Origin of the sequence: Radiobacillus deserti, from assembly GCF_007301515.1 — a bacterium.
In the GTDB taxonomy this organism is placed as follows: Bacteria; Bacillota; Bacilli; order Bacillales; family Amphibacillaceae; genus Radiobacillus; species Radiobacillus deserti.
Genome location: NZ_CP041666.1, coordinates 1,411,477 through 1,431,601 on the forward strand (window position 1 = coordinate 1,411,477; position 20,125 = coordinate 1,431,601).

At 36.9% G+C, this 20,125-nt stretch carries 22 protein-coding genes; 13 read left to right on the forward strand and 9 right to left on the reverse strand.

Features of this window, described 5'->3' with window-relative positions; all coding sequences use genetic code 11:
• The first annotated feature begins 1 nt into the window (after position 1).
• Both FN924_RS07455 and FN924_RS07460 read left to right on the forward strand, forming a co-directional pair.
• The gene (locus tag FN924_RS07455; RefSeq protein WP_143893184.1) at positions 2-421 is read left to right on the forward strand and encodes a YwpF family protein; all 420 of its coding nucleotides are present in this window, start codon (positions 2-4) and stop codon (positions 419-421) included.
• 196 nt (positions 422-617) lie between these two features.
• Positions 618-2,549, forward strand: a complete 1,932-nt coding sequence (locus tag FN924_RS07460; protein WP_158633967.1) for a GGDEF and EAL domain-containing protein — start codon at positions 618-620, stop codon at positions 2,547-2,549.
• Positions 2,550-2,588: 39 nt separating this feature from the next.
• Here the strand turns inward: FN924_RS07460 and FN924_RS07465 are convergent, their stop codons facing one another.
• A complete protein-coding gene (locus FN924_RS07465; protein WP_143893188.1) occupies positions 2,589-3,101 on the reverse strand; it encodes a DoxX family protein in 513 nt (170 codons plus the stop codon).
• Between the two features lie 619 nt (positions 3,102-3,720).
• On the reverse strand, positions 3,721-4,089 hold the full coding sequence (locus FN924_RS07470; RefSeq protein WP_143893190.1) for a PilZ domain-containing protein: 369 nt from the start codon (positions 4,087-4,089) through the stop codon (positions 3,721-3,723).
• Positions 4,090-4,349: 260 nt separating this feature from the next.
• On the opposite strand from FN924_RS07470, the gene FN924_RS07475 reads away from it, so the two are divergent.
• Together FN924_RS07475 and FN924_RS07480 are read left to right on the forward strand one after the other, a co-directional pair.
• Positions 4,350-4,529: an aspartyl-phosphate phosphatase Spo0E family protein gene (locus tag FN924_RS07475; RefSeq protein WP_143893192.1), complete on the forward strand. Its 180-nt coding sequence runs from the start codon at positions 4,350-4,352 to the stop codon at positions 4,527-4,529.
• 59 nt (positions 4,530-4,588) lie between these two features.
• Positions 4,589-4,780 (forward strand): aspartyl-phosphate phosphatase Spo0E family protein, encoded by a 192-nt coding sequence (locus tag FN924_RS07480; RefSeq protein ID WP_143893194.1) that lies wholly within the window; start codon positions 4,589-4,591, stop codon positions 4,778-4,780.
• Positions 4,781-4,861: 81 nt separating this feature from the next.
• On the opposite strand, the gene FN924_RS07485 is transcribed toward FN924_RS07480, so the two are convergent.
• Positions 4,862-6,037 carry an aminotransferase A gene (locus FN924_RS07485; protein WP_143893196.1) on the reverse strand — a complete coding sequence of 392 codons (1,176 nt, stop codon included), beginning with the start codon at positions 6,035-6,037 and terminating at the stop codon, positions 4,862-4,864.
• Positions 6,038-6,144: 107 nt separating this feature from the next.
• On the opposite strand from FN924_RS07485, the gene FN924_RS07490 reads away from it, so the two are divergent.
• Both FN924_RS07490 and FN924_RS07495 read left to right on the forward strand, forming a co-directional pair.
• The gene (locus FN924_RS07490; protein ID WP_143893198.1) at positions 6,145-6,303 is read left to right on the forward strand and encodes an FbpB family small basic protein; all 159 of its coding nucleotides are present in this window, start codon (positions 6,145-6,147) and stop codon (positions 6,301-6,303) included.
• 137 nt (positions 6,304-6,440) lie between these two features.
• Entirely contained in the window at positions 6,441-6,806 is a 366-nt protein-coding gene (locus FN924_RS07495; protein WP_228409621.1) for a hypothetical protein, read from the forward strand.
• A gap of 35 nt (positions 6,807-6,841) precedes the next feature.
• On the opposite strand, the gene FN924_RS07500 is transcribed toward FN924_RS07495, so the two are convergent.
• The 4 genes from FN924_RS07500 to trhA all read right to left on the reverse strand — a co-directional run bounded on the left by FN924_RS07500 (position 6,842) and on the right by trhA (position 9,711).
• Positions 6,842-7,312 carry a YkyB family protein gene (locus tag FN924_RS07500; protein ID WP_143893202.1) on the reverse strand — a complete coding sequence of 157 codons (471 nt, stop codon included), beginning with the start codon at positions 7,310-7,312 and terminating at the stop codon, positions 6,842-6,844.
• A 116-nt stretch (positions 7,313-7,428) separates the two neighbouring features.
• On the reverse strand, positions 7,429-7,998 hold the full coding sequence (locus tag FN924_RS07505) for an SCO family protein (RefSeq protein WP_143893204.1): 570 nt from the start codon (positions 7,996-7,998) through the stop codon (positions 7,429-7,431).
• 75 nt (positions 7,999-8,073) lie between these two features.
• A complete protein-coding gene (locus FN924_RS07510; protein WP_143893206.1) occupies positions 8,074-8,934 on the reverse strand; it encodes a metallophosphoesterase in 861 nt (286 codons plus the stop codon).
• A gap of 126 nt (positions 8,935-9,060) precedes the next feature.
• On the reverse strand, positions 9,061-9,711 hold the full coding sequence (trhA, locus tag FN924_RS07515; RefSeq protein ID WP_228409622.1) for a PAQR family membrane homeostasis protein TrhA: 651 nt from the start codon (positions 9,709-9,711) through the stop codon (positions 9,061-9,063).
• Between the two features lie 317 nt (positions 9,712-10,028).
• On the opposite strand from trhA, the gene cbpB reads away from it, so the two are divergent.
• The 4 genes from cbpB (at position 10,029) to FN924_RS07535 (ending at position 12,803) form a co-directional block, all read left to right on the forward strand.
• Complete coding sequence (gene cbpB / locus FN924_RS07520) at positions 10,029-10,487, forward strand: cyclic-di-AMP-binding protein CbpB (protein WP_143893208.1); 459 nt, start codon at positions 10,029-10,031, stop codon at positions 10,485-10,487.
• A 76-nt stretch (positions 10,488-10,563) separates the two neighbouring features.
• A complete protein-coding gene (gene dapD, locus FN924_RS07525; RefSeq protein ID WP_194709702.1) occupies positions 10,564-11,286 on the forward strand; it encodes a 2,3,4,5-tetrahydropyridine-2,6-dicarboxylate N-acetyltransferase in 723 nt (240 codons plus the stop codon).
• 76 nt (positions 11,287-11,362) lie between these two features.
• Positions 11,363-12,496 (forward strand): N-acetyldiaminopimelate deacetylase, encoded by a 1,134-nt coding sequence (locus tag FN924_RS07530; protein WP_143893210.1) that lies wholly within the window; start codon positions 11,363-11,365, stop codon positions 12,494-12,496.
• A 64-nt stretch (positions 12,497-12,560) separates the two neighbouring features.
• Entirely contained in the window at positions 12,561-12,803 is a 243-nt protein-coding gene (locus FN924_RS07535; protein WP_143893212.1) for a YkuS family protein, read from the forward strand.
• 42 nt (positions 12,804-12,845) lie between these two features.
• Here FN924_RS07535 and FN924_RS07540 read toward each other — a convergent pair whose 3' ends face one another.
• A complete protein-coding gene (locus FN924_RS07540; protein WP_143893214.1) occupies positions 12,846-13,676 on the reverse strand; it encodes a mechanosensitive ion channel family protein in 831 nt (276 codons plus the stop codon).
• Between the two features lie 247 nt (positions 13,677-13,923).
• Between FN924_RS07540 and FN924_RS07545 the strand changes: the two genes are divergently transcribed.
• From FN924_RS07545 to FN924_RS07555, 3 genes are all read left to right on the forward strand, one after another.
• Complete coding sequence (locus tag FN924_RS07545; RefSeq protein ID WP_143893216.1) at positions 13,924-15,678, forward strand: ABC transporter ATP-binding protein; 1,755 nt, start codon at positions 13,924-13,926, stop codon at positions 15,676-15,678.
• An 11-nt stretch (positions 15,679-15,689) separates the two neighbouring features.
• Entirely contained in the window at positions 15,690-17,519 is a 1,830-nt protein-coding gene (locus FN924_RS07550; protein ID WP_143893218.1) for an ABC transporter ATP-binding protein, read from the forward strand.
• A 225-nt stretch (positions 17,520-17,744) separates the two neighbouring features.
• Entirely contained in the window at positions 17,745-18,413 is a 669-nt protein-coding gene (locus tag FN924_RS07555) for a potassium channel family protein (RefSeq protein WP_143893220.1), read from the forward strand.
• A 41-nt stretch (positions 18,414-18,454) separates the two neighbouring features.
• On the opposite strand, the gene rnjA is transcribed toward FN924_RS07555, so the two are convergent.
• Positions 18,455-20,122, reverse strand: coding sequence for a ribonuclease J1 (rnjA, locus tag FN924_RS07560; protein WP_143893222.1), 1,668 nt, complete (start codon positions 20,120-20,122; stop codon positions 18,455-18,457).
• Positions 20,123-20,125: the final 3 nt, after the last annotated feature.

A 20,125-nucleotide genomic window follows, 5' to 3' on the forward strand; every position in this document is an offset into this window, starting at 1 on the left:
AGTGAAAACATTCAAATTAATTTCATTAGATATCCTGGAAGAATCTGCTAAACAAGTCATTACAAAAAATATCCCTTTGTTAGATGGGCTAATCATTAATCGTGAAGATGATTACAATCAGTGGATTATCGAGGCTTATTTAGACAAGACGTATCATGAGTATTTTACAGCTTTGATGAGTCCAAAAGGTAAAAAGTTGATGGTACAGGTTAAAATTACGAAGGAATCGAACCAACCTGCAACGTTTTTAGTTTCTGTTATTGGGTTGAACTATATTGAGGACCATATGAATGTTCTCTTGATGGGTAACATTGTGGATCGAAAGCAAGGAGATATGGAGAAAAGGCTGAAACACTTAATTGAGGAAGGGTATGAAGGTATGGCTTTATTAGAAAAGTTTAAAGAATTAGCACATGATTAAGAACTCATTTCCTAAGAGGATGGTGAGTTCTTTTTATGTAGACGAATAAGTAAGTGCCTTATGCTTGGGAGGAGTTTTGCTCTATTATGTCGAAAGGACAATAGAAGTGGGACATTATACAAAAACAACCTTTATATTACTGATAAAGGGAAGGGAGAAATACAATATGACTTTATCTCATAGAGGGCACCTTCCTATGCATCCATGGCTTATAAAACATACACAAGATGCCATATTATTCATTGATGAATCTGGGTTGATTATGGATGGAAGTAAGATTGCCTTGGAATGGGTAGGCATTTCTACTTTGCAATCGAATGTGAACGACACCGTTTTACAGTTGGATGAAATCGTCCAATCAGCAGTAAATGGCTCTACTTTTCGCACTAAGACCAAAGCGGATGTGGAAGTACAGGTTTACGCAAGTTATGTAGAGGATTATAAACTTTACATGGTTTTGTTGTTTCCGCTATCTATACATAGTATTACAGGAAAACTGAAAGACCATTTGAATAAGATTTATATGCACAGTCAAGAAGGAGTCGTATTGTTTGATAAGCATCACATCCTCGATTGTGACTTGTCTTTTGCGAGACTATTTGGCTATGAGATGGAAGAAATAAAAAAGCAATCTTTATTTGATTTATTAATGGATAATGCCCCGGTTTCCAATTCGTTTATGTTTTCAACCGATTCCTCCATCCAACTAGTAGGAAAGAAGAAGGATGGAACACCGTTATATATTGAGTTAATAGTTCAAGACTTTCCTGTTCGAAATCAGATGATCCAATGTGCATTCGTCCGAGATATAACGGAAGTCTATAATAATGAAAAAAGAATGGAATTTATTACGTATTATGATGAATTAACCAACTTACCAAATTATCATTATTTCTCCAAAATTCTTACGGAATCTATCCATTATGCTTCCGAACATAACGAACGAATTGCTATATATTTTATTGATATAGATTACTTTAAGCAAATTAATGATACGCTTGGTTATGAGTTTGGAGATCGCTTTTTACGAGCGGTTGGAGATCGTTTGCGAACACTGTTATCTCCTTCTATGTTTCTAGCACGCATGAATGGGGATGAATTTATATTATTGCATCGTCTTTTTCACCAAAAACAAAAGGATAGGAACATTGCGGATCATCTTCTTAAAGCCTTTGAAGCCCCAATCGAATTGGATGGTCACGAAATATATATTTCTGTAAGTGTTGGCGTTAGTTTTTATCCGGATCATGGTACTTCCCCCAACGACCTTATTAAATACGCCGATGCTGCTATGTATGTGAGTAAAAATATACAAAGAAATCATTTTCAAGTATTTGATCCATCCATTTCTGATCGTTTTAAGCAAGCATTAACGATGGAAACCGATTTGAGAAAAGCACTTAAAGAAAGGCAATTTGAACTCCACTATCAGCCACAAAAGGAAATGAATTCTGGTCGTGTTGTTGGAATGGAGGCACTTCTCCGATGGAAGCATCCGAAAATAGGCTACATACCTCCAGATACATTCATACCTTTAGCTGAGAGATCTGGACTTATTATGGAGATTGGGGAGTGGGTACTAAGGGAAGCGTGCATGCAGAATAAACGTTGGCAGGAACAAGGTTTCTCCCCAGTTGTTGTCGGTGTGAACATGTCGGTAAAGCAGTTTTATCAGAAAAACCTAGTAGCTCAAGTGGCCCAAATATTACAGGAAACAGGATTGGAAGCGAAGTATTTAGAGCTAGAGATTACGGAAACCATTGCTATGGCTCATGAGGAATTCATTTTAGAGACGTTAAGAGGACTTCGGAATATTGGGGTTCAAGTATCTATCGATGATTTTGGGACGGGGTATTCTTCTTTGAAATACTTAAGTATTTTCCCTCTTACAAAGTTAAAAATTGATCGAATATTTCTAGATGGAAAACAGAAACAAAATTTAGCAATTGTAAAGTCTATTATTCATCTGTCCCATTCTTTGCAAATGAAAGTAATAGCCGAAGGCGTAGAGACTGAAGAGCAAGTAACCTTCCTAAAGCAACAGGATTGTGATGAAATACAGGGCTATTTTTTCTCAAAACCACTGCCAGTAGATCAGGTGACACATCTTTTATGTGAACTACAATAACAAAGGCTGAAGCTTAATGCTTCAGCCTTTAAAATTGAATTATACAGTAGCTACTTCTTTTTTATTACGTTTTGTTTCAATTGGATTGTGGGCTTTTAAGAAAGGAATAACCCATCTATCTAAGCCGAATCGTCCTGCATTAAATCCTGCTACTAGTATGAATGTAGTTAGTAAAACCATTTGGCCATTCGTGCTTACTGTTCCACTGAATAGGAAGGCGAAATTCATTGTTATACCCATCAAAGCTGCAAAGTTTGTGAAGATACCGAGGATTAAAGCAGTACCTACTAATAATTCACCCCACATAACTAGGAAGGTAAATAAATCAGCATTCGGTATTGCTACATTCTCTAGAAATGCTCCCCACCATGGTTGAACTGCTGGGTGTTCTCCTGTTGTTTGTGCAACTGCACCTTGTAAAAATCCTGCAGCATCGAATCCTCCTGTGATTTTGCCCCAGCCACCAGTTATCCACTCATATCCTAAATACACTCTAAGAAAAGTTAAGATTCCAGCTACCACTTTATTATTACGAATAAATTCAACAAACATGTCATTCACTCCTTATTATTTTTTCCTAGCTAATGCTAAGAGGAAAGCTTTGTTAAATATTTCACAAATTGTTATACAAGGTATCTTGTGTTTCTTATTACATGTTCATCATATCACAATCTATACATCTAGGAAGTGGTTTGTTCAATGGTTCACAAGTTAGTAACAAATTATTGACTAAAATGTGACAGATGAGAAAAAGTATTTTAAAAAAACAAAAGACAGACGACATTCATTGGCATCTGTCCAATCACGGAATAAAGAAGGGGATGTTAAACCCACGTTGCTCTCATTTGAGTCATTCTTTTTGTTGTTGTACTTGATTACTGCAGTAGGCATCATGTACCGCATACAAATCTGCTTATTTGTAGAAATATAACTAGGGAATTTTTATTAGTTTATCCTACTAACACTTCCATCAAAACACTTTTACTGATACTATATAAGTATTGTAAAATACATACTATAAGCAGATATATTTGTCTCATTTAGGGGGTGCAAGGATGACTACAGTATTTTCAATTATTTGTGTATTAATTTTACTTGTATTCGCTGGATATTCCATTTTTGATAATGGATGATCATACATAAAAGGAGTCTCGCATAAGAGACTCCTTTTTCATTCAGTCGAACTTAACCTTTGGTTTTTCACTACTTGTTTTAGTTGAGAAGTAATTTGATCTTGAACTTCTTCATCTGTATCCAGTTTCATTCCACAATGATAATGGTTGGATAGTTCTTTAATCCAGACAATTTCTCCAGTTGTGACACAGTGTTGATCTAGTAATGTAAACTCCAGAATGTATGGTTTGTTCTTTTCAATTGGTACCTCAATCGAGCACTCCATTCTGACTCCACTCAAACTAACATCCAACAATAAAACAGGATAGGTAGTGGAAGGAGTACTTTCTGTTGGTAACGTTTTAAAGCTAGCTGGTATTGGTTGCTCGAAGGAGAAGCGATAAGGTTCATTGCGCTTAAAGTACATGACGGACCTCCTCAGATTCCTTCTCTCTATTTGTGATTTTGTAATCGAAAATAATGACTATATTATATATGTATTGTTTCGGTTAAATAATAGTAAATGTTAATAGTTTGTAAAAAAAATATAATACGAAAGCCCTATTATTTCATAGAATTTACAATTTTTTCTTGAAAAAATTGTCTAATATTGCGATTAGCTTTACTTCAAGATATTAGTTTGTCATAATCAATAGCGTTTGATAATGAAAGAAAGAGGTAAAATAAATGAAAAATTTAGGTGTAGTGTTAGGGGACTCGGATTTACAAGCAAAGATAGTTAAAAAGAGAAAAAGAATGTTTCAAATTGCTGAAAAATACGGAATGAATAGTAGATCCACCATTAAAGTCTCACAAGAACTAGATATACTTATTAATCAATATCAACGGCTAAAATATCCTAGTTGATATACTGATTTGCCCATTTTTGTCGTAGCATTGAGGAGAGGGGGTAACTCGGTATTTAAATGAGTAACATAAAAGAATTATTAATTCGGATAGAATATCTAAGAAAAAGAATGACCGAGATTGCCTTGAAAAAGGGTTTTACCAGTGCTGAATCTATTTCTATCAGTCAGGAATTGGACAAGTTGATGAATGATTACGAAGTACAAAAAGTAAAAAATTACGATAAGATAAGCCCCTTTATTGAAAAATAAAGGATTTTTTTTTAAAAAAAGAACTAACGATAAGTTAGTCCTTCTTTGTATTGCGATATCATTTTTAGTCAATCGAGGATATTAGCGTGTGTCTACTTTCGTTCTTGGTCCTTTCAGATAGCGCTCTAAGCGATCTAGTCCTTCTTTTAGTGTTTCCAAACTGTATGCATAAGATATTCTTACATACCCTTCCCCGAATGCTGAAAATGCACTTCCTGGTACGACAGCAAGATGTGCTTTGTTTACAATATCGACTGCTAGTTCAAAAGTTGTTTTGCTATCTGTTGGTATTTTCGGAAATAAATAAAACGCCCCATTCGGTAATTCTACTTGTAATCCCATTTTCGTTAATCGTTCGAAGCAGTAATCTCTCCTTTTTAGATATTGTTCCCGCATTGGAATTGCATCGTCTATCCCATTTTTTAAGGCTTCTAATGCAGCGTATTGGCTTATTGAAGAAGCACAGGATACGTTATACTGATGCACCTTTAATATTTGACCTGCTAGCCATTCTGGAGCAAGTACAAAGCCGATTCGCCATCCAGTCATGGAATGAGATTTAGACAACCCGTTTATTACAATGGTTTTGTCCCTCATGCTTGGGAAGGATGCGATAGAGTGATGATCTCCCTCATATACTAATTCACTATAAATTTCATCTGATAATACAAAAATATCACGATTTTCTAGCTCCTCGGCAATCTCTTTTAGCTGTACCTCTGAAAGCGTTGCACCTGTTGGATTGGAAGGATAAGGGAGGAGTACACATTTCGTTTTATCCGTAATATGAGATTTTATAAGCTCGCTTGTTAACTTAAATTGGTGGTGAGTGGTATCCACATGAATTGGAACTCCACCTGCTAATCGAATCAACGGTTCATAACCTGGATAAACGGGACCAGGAAGAATCACTTCATCACCAGGAGAAAGGATTGTTCTTAAAGTAATGTCAATGGCCTGCGAGGCACCAACAGTGACAATAATTTCTGTATCCGCTGAATAAGAAAGATTATATTTTTGCTGGACAAATGAGCGAATAGCTTGTCGTAATGGTAATATGCCTGCGTTTGGTGTATAGACCGTTTGATTATGATCAATCGCAGCTATGCCAGCTTTTTTCACATGCTCTGGGGTATAAAAGTCTGGTTGGCCAATGGTCAAAGAGAGTATATTATCTTGTCCAGACACCATATTATAAAATTTTCGAATACCAGATATCTCAATGTTCTCTACTTGTCTATTAATAGTTGGTTTCATAGATCCTCCTGCATTTTTACAAAATGTTCAAACAATTTTGTATAATATTCGCAAAACATATTGTATAATGAAAGCGTTCCACCATTTTACCATAAGGAGAAATGTTTGTGAGACAGCGAAAACTACCATTTGATGAATTAGTTAACCAAAACAGAGAAGAATTAATGAAGGATCAGAAAGCAATGACTGAAATCGAAGAGTACCTGGAATCTCGCCGTCAAGCTGATCCTTCTGAAAAAAAATTAAAAAAAGAGAACGCAAAATGATCATATCATAGTACTTTGTAATCCTCCAAGAATTCAGAAGCACATTTCAGTTATGAAATGTGTTTTTTATTTTTCCATTATATGTTTAAGACTTTCTAGAACGGTCAAACCTATTTCTATACAGAAAGGGTGATAGAATGAGAGATTTTTATATACATTTCTTGAAGGATATAGTAACGGGGATCGGACTAACAGAATCCAATACGTTTATACTTGTGGGATTGCTTAGTATTAGTGTGTCCTATGTCTTATTGAAACCTATTATAAGGCTATTCGTTCTTCTTCAATGGGATAAGCTGCTGACTTTTTTACTTAGTAGCGGATTCATATTAGCCATTATAGTTAGCGTCATTATAGAAACAGATGTAAGCAACTTTTATTCAGCTATACATGTCCTTCTAGGTTTTTGTATCTATGGATTCTTTATAGGGACATTATCATTATTTCGGTATATTTTCAGCCCTAATAAAAATTCGAAACAGTCAGTTGCTCAAAAAGCATAAAAAATGCCGATTATTCATCGGCATCTAGTAAGCGTTTATCTTTTGTATCGTTTTGATTTAAAAGGACTATCCATTTTCCCTAGTGAAGATGGGGTATAGTAGGTAGAACGGTGATGGGTCGGTCTAGGTTTTTCAAGCGGCCAGCCTAAATAATTTGCTAATAGTTTTTTGGCATGGGATAAGGACATATGTGTTTTAGGATTTCTGTAGCTCTGATCTAATTTACCTAAGTGCTTTAACGTTTTGAAATCGTCTTTGCTAGGTGGGATATGGAAGTAGTAATCCGCTATTTGTACGAGTAGGGTTGAATGCTGATGGCTAAATTTGGGATGGTCGGAAAAGTGTAATCCGATTTTAGTAGCAGCTTGTTCCTCTATAAGCTTTTTAATGGCTTCTTTTTTTAGTTGATATAAATATTTTGGGTCAGGTGCTGTTTTGGCGTGTTTATTCACAACGAATAAAGCTCTAGCTAATTCCTGAACGTCTATATCCCTTGGTTGTAACATTTCGCTGCTCCTTTCCTTTCAAAGAGGATAGATTCTACTATACTACACAATCTTATCAGGAAATTCAATTTATACAAACAAAAAAAGAGCTAAAACAACTCTTTTTGTGATACAAACTATTCTGTCATGGACTTAATATCTTCTATAATCGTATCCATTTCTGCTGCCTTACGGCCATCGTACCGTTTAATAGCATTTCCTTCAGGCGTAACTAAGTAAAAGTAATAGGTGTGAACCCGTTGGTCCGAATCCGCTATTTTTTCAACAGGTGCTTTAAAGGATTTAATTGAAAATTCCTTAATTGTCTTAAACGGGTAGCCGGTTAGCAGATTCCAATTTTCAAAAGTTCCACCACGTTCTGAGACATATTCTTTCAATATTTCTTTTGTGTCGTTTTCAGGATCTACGGAAAAGGATACAAGTTCTACGTCTAAGTTCTCATCTTCCAGTTTCTGTTGTAATCGAGCCATGTTAGCAGTCATTGGTGGACAGACGGTTTGGCAGTTAGTAAATATCATATCAGCTACCCAAAATTTCCCTTCGAACTGTTCTTTTGTAACCATTTTTCCATCTTGGTTTTCAAAACTAAAGGGTTGAACCTCATAGTTAAAATCTCCATTATATGTACTTCCACAAGCTGATAGAAATAAAATTAGTAGTAAACCAATCCATTTTATATATTTCATCATGTCCCTCCCGATTTGCATTTCCGATAAATAGTAACATGTTTAGTTCCAATATCAAAATCTATGTAGTTAGATTCAGGTTCGTTCATGACGTAAAGAGAAAACTGTAATTTCTGGTTTGCAAAGAAATCGATAGGGTACACGAGTGGTGCCAATCCCTCTACTTACAAATAAATCCATTGATTTCGTATCTAAGGAATATTTCCCCTCTACATATTTCTCCGCATAAGCTGGAGTGTATAGGTATCCGATGAGTGGGATTTGGATTTGTCCTCCGTGACTGTGACCAGAGAGTTGGACATCTACCTCGTAATTTTTGGAGATATCTGCAAAATCTGGCTCATGTACAAGTAGAATGGAATAAAGGGTCTTATCAATTCCTTGCAAGGCTTGTTCAATATTTGGTTTCCCTAACATCACATCATCTAATCCAGATAAAGCAATAGTATCTCCTTGTCCATTTGTGATAAGTGTATGGCTATTTTGAAGGGTAACAAAACCTGCTGCTTCCATCGTTTCTTTCACAATTTCTGTTCCATAACCTCCATGATCATGGTTTCCATAAATCCAATATTTACCATGCTTGCTAGATATAGCTTGAAGGGTAGTGATTATACTTTGATTCCATTCAAATGTATGTGGCTTATCCACTAAATCTCCAGTAAAGACAACGAGATCTGGTTCTAGTTTATTTATTTCTTTTACTAGTTGTTTAAGTTGTTCTAGGGAAAAATGGAAGCCAACGTGTGTATCACTAAACTGCACAATCTTAAATCCATTGAAAGAGTTTGGGATTTTAGATGACCTTAATGGTTCAGAATGTATCTTTAGCATTTTAGGCTCGATTTCATGAGCATAATAATAAGTTCCTCCTCCAAGCCCAAAGAACGCAAGTGAAGAAGATAGGACTCGTTTTAGGAATGTTCTTCTATTCATAGGAACAACCTTTCATCAGACTTTTCATGTATGTACGTGTCATTATAGCATGATTTAACAGTACTGTGGGGGTGGATGATAGCGATAGAAATAAATGCCCTTTTTCGATGAGAAAAAGGGCATTTATTAAATAATAAAGTAGAAAATGGTGAGAAAGTGAAACATGGAGCCGGCTAATACAAATAGGTGCCAAACAGCATGATGAAAGTGAAATTTCCGCCATACGTAGAAAATGGCTCCCACTGTATAAAATAATCCACCAAGAACGAGATAATTCACACCCTCTTGAGGTAACTTTTCCGTAAGTGGACCCCATACAAGTGTAATCATCCATCCCATTAATATATAAAACAGGGTGGATAATACGATGAACTGATTAACAAAGAATATTTTAAAAACCACTCCTATTACAGCAATCCCCCAGACAATGCCGAACAGGGTCCAGCCTATTTCACCGCGAAGGGGGCCGAGTAGAAGAGGGGTGTAGGTTCCCGCAATAAATAAATAGATGGAGGAGTGATCAAAAATTTGAAAAATATGTTTCCATTTTCCACTTGGCAGGCTGTGCACGATAGTGGACGATAGATACATGATTAACATAGTGGAACCAAATATTGCTGTAGACACAACCTGTAAGGTAGTACCTTCTAAAGTTGCATATAAGATGAGTAACACTAAGGCAACAATACTAAAAACGACACCAATTCCGTGTGTGATTGCATGAGCAATTTCTTCTTTCTTGGTAAACGTATGGGTTGTCATTGTTAAAATCCTCATTTCTTTTATCTCCTCTATTATAACGTGTACATATCGGGAATACATGGAACTCTCGACTTATTTCATTGGAATCAACGATACTTGTTTTTATTATGGCTACGAAGCGTTCCTTTATAACCGAAAAAATAAAGGAGAAAATCCTCCAATTATTGGATAATAGAGTGGTTGGATGGAAACTACTTAACGGACAGAACGAAGAGTTAAAATCCTTTTTAATGGAACTGTAAATAGTCTCCTATTCTTATTTATGATAAACTATGTAAGAGATTTCTATTGCGTGAACAATCTCCTCAACTGCAAATAAAGGGAGTGGAGACATGACAAGTACAAAGTACAATGAACTAATCGACTTTAAAGTGGGAGACCTTATGATTCCATCTGAAAAAGTGGCACATGTACAGCTCGGTAATCCTCTAGAACATGCGTTATTAGTTTTGGTGAAATCAGGATATTCTGCAGTTCCTGTTTTAGATATTTCATACAAACTGCATGGGACAATTAGTAAGACCGTTATTTTAAACCGTGTCCTCGGCTTAGAAAGGTTTGAAATGGAAAAGCTATCCGATATTAAGGTGGATGACGTGATGAATCAATCCGTGCCTTATTTACATCGCGAGGATGATTTTGTCACAAGTCTTAAATCTTTGGTTGATTTTCCATTTGTTTGTGTAGCTGATGAGGAAGGGTATTTTGACGGAATACTAACAAGAAGAGCGATTTTAAAGCAGTTGAATAAATATCTTCACGTAAATCGAAACAAACCTGTTATCGAATAAAAAACTTTTTCTTTGGCAGATACCGCATGATTTGGTAAAGTAAAATGAAATTAAACTAGTATAGGAGGCAATTTTCTTGAAAATGATGGATGCAAACGAAATCATTTCGTTTATTTCAAACAGCAAAAAATCAACGCCAGTAAAAGTGTATGTAAAGGGGAAAGACCTTTCAAATCTTACATTTAGTGATGACGTGAAAACATTCCTAACAGGTGATACTGGGGTAATTTTTGGTGAGTGGAAGGAAATTAAAGAAGTAATATCTACATATAAAGATCAAATCGAGGATTATGTGGTCGAAAGTGATCGTAGGAATTCAGCGATTCCACTTCTTGACACGAAGGACATTAATGCACGAATCGAGCCAGGTGCTGTTATTCGTGATCAGGTAGAAATTGGTGATGGTGCGGTCATCATGATGGGAGCAATGATTAATATCGGTTCAGTTGTCGGTGAGGGTACTATGATTGATATGAATGTAACCCTTGGCGGTCGAGCTACTGTTGGTAAAAACTGCCACATCGGTGCTGGTTCTGTTTTAGCTGGAGTGATTGAACCTCCATCCGCAAAGCCTGTTGTGGTGGAAGATGATGTCGTAATTGGGGCTAATGTAGTAGTTCTAGAAGGTGTAACGATTGGTAAAGGAGCAATTGTTGCTGCGGGTGCTGTTGTTACGAAGGATGTCGCACCAAATACGTTAGTTGCTGGTACACCAGCAAGAGTATTAAAAGAAATCGATGATCAAACGAAATCTAAAACAGAAATTAAACAAGAATTAAGAAAACTTAACGATGAATAAGATGTTACCTATATAGGAGAAAAAGGCAGGGGGGAGATACTCCTGCTTTTTCTATAGAAAGAAGGTAAGGACGAGAATGTTAGAAGTGAATCAGCTAATAAAAATCCGAAGAGAGCTCCACCAAATTCCTGAAATAGGATTTCAAGAGCATAAAACGCAGGCATATTTACTTTCTTTTATACAAAAACTTCCGCAAGATAACATGGAGGTAAAGACATGGAAAACTGGTATTCTTGTGAAAGTGAAAGGGACTAAGTCTTCCATGACTATCGCCTACCGTACGGATATGGATGGTTTACCCATCGAGGAAGAAACGGATTTTGATTTTCAATCCCAGCATAAAGGGTTTATGCATGCTTGCGGGCATGACTTCCATATGACGATTGCCCTAGCAGCATTACAGGCCATTGCTGAACAACCACCAGAGCACAATGTGTTGTTTGTTTTTCAACCAGCAGAGGAAGGTCCTGGGGGAGCATTCCCAATGCTTCAATCCAATGAGTTTAAAGAATGGTGGCCTGATTTAATCTTTGCATTACACATTGCACCAGAGCTTCCAGTTGGAACGGTCTCCTCTAAGCCGGGATTGCTATTTGCGAATACAAGTGAATTGTTTATCGATTTTAAAGGGAAAGGCGGTCATGCAGCTTATCCCCATTTGACGAAAGATATGGTAGTTGCTGCCAGTGGATTTGTTGGAGAACTGCAAACCATTGTTTCGAGAAGAGTGGATCCACTAGAAAGTGCGGTTGTTACAATAGGGAAGATTACAGGAGGAACTGTTCAGAATGTGATAGCAGAAAACGCACGCTTAGAAGGAACAATCCGTACATTATCTCCCGACTTAATGCCAATTATTAAAACGGAAATAGATGCTTTAAAGCGTGGATTTGAAATGATGTATGATTGTGAAATTAGGATTGATTTTGGAGCTAATTATTATCAGGTGTTTAACCGAGAAGAGTTGGTACTTGCATTTAAAAATATTGTGGAGACAAGTGAAATGGATTGGAAAGACGCTCCTGCAGCAATGACAGGTGAGGATTTTGGATACATGCTTCGAGATATTCCTGGGTTTATGTTTTGGTTAGGAGTAGATTCTCCATATGGATTGCATCATAGTAAGTTGACCGCTAATGAGGATGCTATTCCACTTGCAGCAAAACTCGTAGAAAAGACGTTACGTAAATTAAAGCCTATGAATGCATAGTAATTAAAGAAAATGCACACTCTATAGATAGATTTTTTAGATATTAGAGGAGGCATTTTAAACAATGGCTAAAATAGGAGTAGAACAATCTCTTTCCAATGTAAAAGCAGCACTAGAAGAAAGAGGACACCAAGTTATGGAGCTTCAGCAAGCAGATGATGCGAAACAATGTGATTGCTGCTGTGTAACAGGACAAGATAAAAACGTAATGGGGATGGCAGCGACAGATATTTCAGCACCTGTTATTAACTGTGATGGAATGAGTGCTGAGGAAGTTTGTCAGCATGTAGAACAAAACCTACGATAAATATTGGAAAAACCCTCTCATGAAAAAGAGAGGGTTTTCGTATTATTTGGACTCTTTTGTCACGTTGACTTGATGTGGATAAGGAATTTCGATACCTTCTTGATCAAAGGCTTCTTTAATTTTCTTTCTTAAGTCCCGTTCTGCGGCCCATTGCATCATATTTTCAGTTTGACCAATCACACGTAATACGACATCAGATGAACCGAATGCTTGTACACCGAGTGGATCTGGACCGTCTTTGAAACGGGTATCATTTTCTTTGAAATCATCACATACTTTTTGTAACACTTCTAAGGCGTGGTCAATGTTATCGCCATAACTAATACCGATATCCACAAGCGCTCTCATTGTACCACGGGAATGGTTGCTTACCCCACTAATATCCCGGTTAGGAATAAAGTGCAATGTGCCATCAAATCCTCTTACTTTTGTTGTACGAAGTCCGATTTCCTCCACAATACCGTTGAATCCAGCGACCGTTACATATTCATCTACTTCAATTTGTTTTTCTAACAGTAGGAAAAAACCTGTAACAATATCACTCACGAGACCTTGTGCACCAAACCCAATAGCTAATCCTAGTATTCCTGCGCCGGCTAGTAATGGACCAATAGGAATGTTGAAAATTCCAAAGAGCATGGCGACAAATAGAAAAATGATCGTATAGGAATAAATATTCAACAATAATTTTTCTAGAGTTTTAATTCTACCTTCTGTAATATTGTCCTTCCGTTTCACATTCCGAATGGATTTCGAAATAATCTTTTTTCCAATTGGAGCTACGATTAAGTATGCAATGATAAGTAATAATACCTTAAGTCCTGCTGTCAAGATGGAACCTAGTGATTCTTGAATAGTGTCTAGTATGTCCATTATTAATCTCCTTTGCATCTATATGGTCTAGCTTAAGGGAACCAACGTGGAGAAGCAAATAATTCAATCGATTTTTTGTAGAAATAGGAAATCAGTCATAATCTTTTTATTTTGAAATACAGTATAACTTTGTAGAATAATTCCCATTTGAAAAAAATTCAAAATTTTGAAGCAAAAGGGTAGTAATTTATTTCGTAACCCGATATATTTATAGGTACGAAAAAAATTCATCATAAGGAGGGGTACAATGGAAGTATTTAAAAAGCTTCAGCAATATTTCTGGCCATTTAAGAAGTATTTCTTCGCATCCTTGTTTTTTGTATTACTCGTAACAGGAATTACCGTGCTTTACCCAATCTTACTTCAGGTCACCATTGATGAAGTTGTGACAAAAGAACGCTATCCATTAATCCCAATGCTTGCAGTTGGTTTTATTTTAATAATGGTCGTCAAAGGAGTAGCAAACTTTTTTCAAATGTACTTAGGAGACCTCTTTGGTGTCAAATCTGTTTATACATTACGAAATGGACTTTACCAAAAACTGCAAAGGTTATCGTTTACTTACTATGACAATGCACGAACAGGAGATTTGATGTCCCGATTGACGATGGATGTGGAAGGGTTTAAGTTTTTCTTAGCAGCAGGATTCAAAGAATTACTTCGAGTAGTGTTGCTCATTTTCATAAGCTTAAGTGTCATGTTTTATTATTCGGTGCCATTAGCACTAGTGACAATGGCAGCTATGCCATTTTTAGCTATTGTTGTGTACCGCTTTGATAAGCGAGTGCACCCATCATTTCGTCGTGTGAGAAAATCACTCGGTCGCCTTAACACGCGAATACAAGAAAACGTTAGTGGGATGAACACGGTAAAATCACTCTCAAAAGAAGATTTTGAAATTGACCGGTTTACTTCCAACAACGTCGATTACAAAGATGTGAACATCAAAACCGCGAAGATTTGGTCGAAGTACTTCCCGCTCATGGAATTTATCGGAAATGTATGTATGGTTGCGTTATTGGCATATGGTGGTCATCTAGTTGTGAGTGGTTCCCTCCAGCTAGGGGAATTAGTTGCTTTCTTTAGTTTGGTCACCTATATTTTAGGACCTCTTATGAATCTAGGATTCATTGTAAACATGTTCTCGCAAGCAAAGGCTTCGGGTGAGAGATTATTAGAAATACTAGAAGCGGAAGAGGATATTAAAGATTACAAGTCAGCCAAGGATACTGAGAAAATAGAAGGGCATGTGTCCTTCCGCGATGTCACGCTTACTTATACGGAAGACGATGATTCTGCATTGAAACATATTTCTTTTCATGCCGAACCTGGGAAAGTAATAGGATTAATTGGTGGAACAGGATCTGGTAAAACAAGTATTACTCAATTAATTACTCGTTTTTATGAGCCTGAAAATGGAGAAATATTAATTGATCACAGACCAGTAACGGAGTATAGCTTAAAAAGTTTGAGAAGAAATATAGGATTCGTATTACAAGAATCGTTCTTGTTCTCGACTACAATTAAAGAAAATATTGCATACGGAAACCCAGAGGCATCAATGGATGAGATCATCGATGCAGCTAAAAGAGCACAGGCGCATGAATTTATCATGGAGATGCCAAAAGGATATGATACCATGCTTGGGGAACGAGGAATGGGACTTTCTGGAGGGCAAAAACAACGAATTGCGATTGCTAGAGCGATTTTAATAAACCCTAGCATTCTCGTATTAGATGATGCAACATCTGCTGTGGATATGGAAACGGAATTCAAAATACAGAAGGCATTAAAAGAAGTGATGAAGGACCGAACCACTTTTATCATTGCACATCGAATCTCATCCTTAAAACATGCAGATGAAATTATCGTGTTAGAGGATGGAGAAATCGTTGAGCGTGGAATACATGATCAGCTTGTGACTAATGGTGGACCATATGAAAGAATATACAACATTCAATATCAAGATAAGCAAGCCATTATGAATGCAACAGCACATTAAGGGGGGATACCATGGCAGAGACACAGTCACAACCTAAAGGAAAAAGCCATCTTAAACGGTTTTATTACCCATTAGACCAATCCGTGGAGAAGCCGTTTAACTGGGGGCAGATGTTAAGGCTCCTTACATTTATTAAACCTTATGCGAAGACATTGCTCCCAGGTGCGGTTATCGCGATGTTTGTTTCTACATTAATTCGCTTAATTGTCCCAATCATTATTGGGAAAATTGCAATAGATAAGGCAATTGCCAACAAGGATACAGATCTACTCGTATCCCTAGTTATCTTGATTGCAGGTTTATATTTACTAAGTTATTTAGGCAATACGTTTCGAATTAAATGGGTAAATATCTTAGGTCAAAACGTTATTTATGATTTACGGAAAAAACTTTTCTCGCATGTTCAGCGTTTGTCTCATAACTTTTTTGACAAACGTTCTGCTGGATCTATTCTCGTTCGAATTTTAAATGATGTTAATTCCTTGCAGGAGCTATTTACGAATGGGATTATAAATTTATTAATGGATACGGTCATGCTAATAGGGATCGTCGCTATCTTAGTGGCATTAAGTCCACCACTTGCACTAGCGGTAATGATTATACTGCCGATCATGTTTTATATCTCCACAAAATTGAGAAGAGATATTCGTCGTTCTTGGCAACAAGTACGGATTCAAAAATCTCGATTAAACTCTCATCTAAATGAAAGTATGCAAGGGATCCGTGTTACGCAGTCCTTCTCGCAGGAAAAAGAGAATACAGAGTTCTTTGATGGAGTCAATACGGATAATTTCGAAACAGAGAGAATCGCTACTAAGAAAAGTGCATACTTTGGTCCGTTTGTAGAAATGAGTAATGCCATCGGGACTGTTATCTTAATCTCTTACGGAGCTCATCTCATCATTATCGGGGAAATCACTACAGGTACATTTGTTTCGTTTGCTTTCTTCCTAGGAATGTTTTGGGAACCAATTTCAAGACTTGGACAAATATATAACCAGCTACTAATTGCAATGGCGTCTTCTGAACGTATCTTCGAATTCCTGGATGAACAACCGAATGTTCATGAAAAAGAAAATGCAAAAGAGTTTCATGATATGAAAGGACATATTGAGTTCGATCACGTCCAGTTCTCTTATGATGAGGATCGAATTGCTCTTCATGAGATTTCCTTAGAAATGGAAGCTGGGTCTACCGTTGCTTTGGTAGGTCATACAGGCTCCGGAAAATCTACTATTGCAAATCTAATAAGCCGTTTTTATGATCCAACAAAAGGTGCGGTAAAAATAGACGGTTTTGATTTAAAAGATATGAAAATTGATAGCCTTAGGCAAAATATTAGTGTCGTATTACAAGACACATTTATTTTCAGTGGAACGATTATGGAAAACATCCGGTTTGGAAGACCTGAAGCAACAGATGAAGAAGTAATCGAAGCAGCAAAAGTCGTAGGTGCAGATGAATTTATTAAGCGACTAGCGAATGGCTATCAAACAGAGGTAGAAGAAAGAGGAAACATTCTATCGGCTGGTGAACGTCAGTTATTATCGTTTGCTCGAGCTTTACTGGCTAACCCGAGAATCATTATTTTAGATGAAGCTACTGCAAGTATCGATACTGAGACAGAAGTAAAGATACAACATGCGCTGCGCACGTTATTAAAAGGAAGAACTGCCATTATGATTGCTCACCGTTTGTCCACTATTCGTGAAGCAGATAATATCATTGTACTAGAACATGGTAAGATTTTAGAGCAAGGAAACCACAGACAATTGATGGAACAAAAAGGCGAGTACTTTGATTTAGTAAAGACGCAATTCGAAATGCTTGATGCGCTATAAGCGGAAGGTGTATTTTGACCATTAAGACAAAATAAAGAAATCACAGTAAAGACGCTCAGGTTTGAACTGCACCCCAATTGTTAGACACTCAACAATTGGAGGTGCAGTTTTTTATCTGAGCGTTCTTTTATCCTAATCACGAATCTAGACGGAATGTTCTTTCCTTCTGAAAATATGTTTGTTATTCTTATACTACGCATTACATACAAGATGGAGGCAATCCAAATGAAAAGAGAATTCGCAGTAATCGGACTAGGTCGTTTTGGGGGAAGTATATGTCACGAGCTTAGTAAAGAGGGCATGGACGTTCTAGCTATCGATTTAGATGAAGACAAAGTGAATGAGTTTAAAAACATTGCTTCACATGCAGTTATAGCCGATACAACAGATGAAAAAGTATTAAAAGAAATAGGAATACGAAATATTGATCATGTCATCGTCGCAATCGGGGATAACATTCAAGCAAGTATTTTAACAACGCTTATGTTAAAAGAATTAGGAATCAAAAAAATTACTGTAAAGGCCCAAAATGATTATCACGAAAAAGTGTTACGAAAAATAGGTGCCGATCAAGTTGTTCACCCTGAGCGAGATATGGGAAAACGAATTGCACATAGTATTATTTCAAACAATATTCTGGACCACCTAGAGTTATCAGATGATCATAGTATTGTAGAGGTTAAAGCAGGAAAGAAAATGAGTGGAAGATCATTAATCGATTTAGATATCCGTGCCCAGTATGGCTGTAACGTCGTTGCGATTAAAAAGGACAAAGAAATTAATGTTTCTCCAATGGCAACGGTTGTCATTGAAGATGGCGATGTCTTGATTGTCATTGGTTCGGATATTGATATTTCGCGATTTGAAAAAAATCTTGTGGTAGATGATGATTAATATATAGAAGAACTCGGCAGAAGCTAATCTGCCGAGTTTTTTTATACTTCCATGATTATAGGTAAAATCATTGGTTTTCGTTTTGTTCTTTCAAATAAGAATGGTGCAATTGTATCTGTAATTTCATTTTTAATTTCAGACCATTGTGTTGTTTTTCTTTCCATGACTTTATGAAGGTGAGAAGAAACAATCTTTTGTGCCTCATTGATTAAGTCTTCAGACTCTCGCATGTACACAAATCCTCTTGAAATGATATCAGGACCTGATGCAATTTTAAATTCTTTCATATTAATACTTACCACTACAATGACAAGTCCTTCTTCTGAAAGAATACGACGGTCACGTAGCACAATATTTCCAATATCACCAATTCCACTTCCATCCACATAAACGGATCCTGACGGAATCTTTCCTGCAATCATTGCACTGTCTTTGCCAAGAGCTAACACATCACCGTTATCCATTACAAAGGAATGACTAGGATCAATGTCACAAGCTTCTGCCAACTTCGTATGCTCTTTAAGCATTCTATATTCCCCGTGGATTGGCATAAAGTATTTCGGTTTAATCAATCGAAGCATTAGTTTTTGTTCTTCTTGACTACCATGTCCAGAGGTGTGGATGTCATTAAGTTTTCCGTGAATTACGTCAGCACCTGCTCGATAAAGCATGTTAATAGTCTTACTAACGCTAACCGTGTTGCCAGGGATTGGAGAGGATGAGAATACGACTGTGTCGCCAGGAATCATTTGAATCTGACGGTGTGTACCATTTGCAATACGTGATAGAGCTGCCATTGGTTCCCCTTGAGAACCTGTACACAAGATCGTAACTTCGTGTGCCGGTAAACGATTAATCTGCTGTGCATCAATAAACGTATCTTTAGGAGCTTGAATATACCCTAATTCTTGACCTAACGTAATAGCAGCTTCCATACTACGTCCAAAGACAGCCACTTTACGATTGTGGCGAACCGCTGATTCTACGACTTGTTGAAGTCTGTAGATGTTTGATGCAAAGGTAGCAAAGATTAATCGGCCAGTGACTCTTGAGAAAATGTCATTAATGCTTTCACCAACCACTCGTTCTGACATGGTGAAACCAGGTACCTCACTATTCGTACTATCTGATAATAAACAAAGAACGCCTTCTTTTCCTATTTCCGCCATCTTTGTAATGTTGGCAGGTTCTCCTACTGGAGTGAAATCAAATTTGAAATCACCTGTGTGGACAACATTCCCAGGAGGTGTCTTTACAACAATTCCGTAGGAGTCAGGTATGCTATGTGTTGTTCTAAAAAATGCAACTGATGTTTTACGGAACTTAATGATGTCGTCCTCTTGCACAATGTTTAAGGTCGCATTCCGTAAAAGACCGTGCTCGTCTAATTTGTTTTTAATTAATCCAATCGCAAGTTTTCCAGCATATATAGGGATATTTAGTTGACGGAGAAGATATGGGATTCCCCCGATATGATCTTCGTGTCCGTGTGTAACAAATAGCCCTTTAATTTTGTCTTGGTTTTGCACGAGGTAGGAGTAGTCCGGAATGACATAATCGATACCAAGCAATTCGTCCTCTGGGAATTTAATACCAGCATCAATCAAGATGATTTCATCTTGGAATTGAACACCGTACGTATTTTTCCCGATTTCGCCTAGTCCTCCTAGTGCAAATACCGCTGTTTGATCATTTTTTACAAACTTCATCTG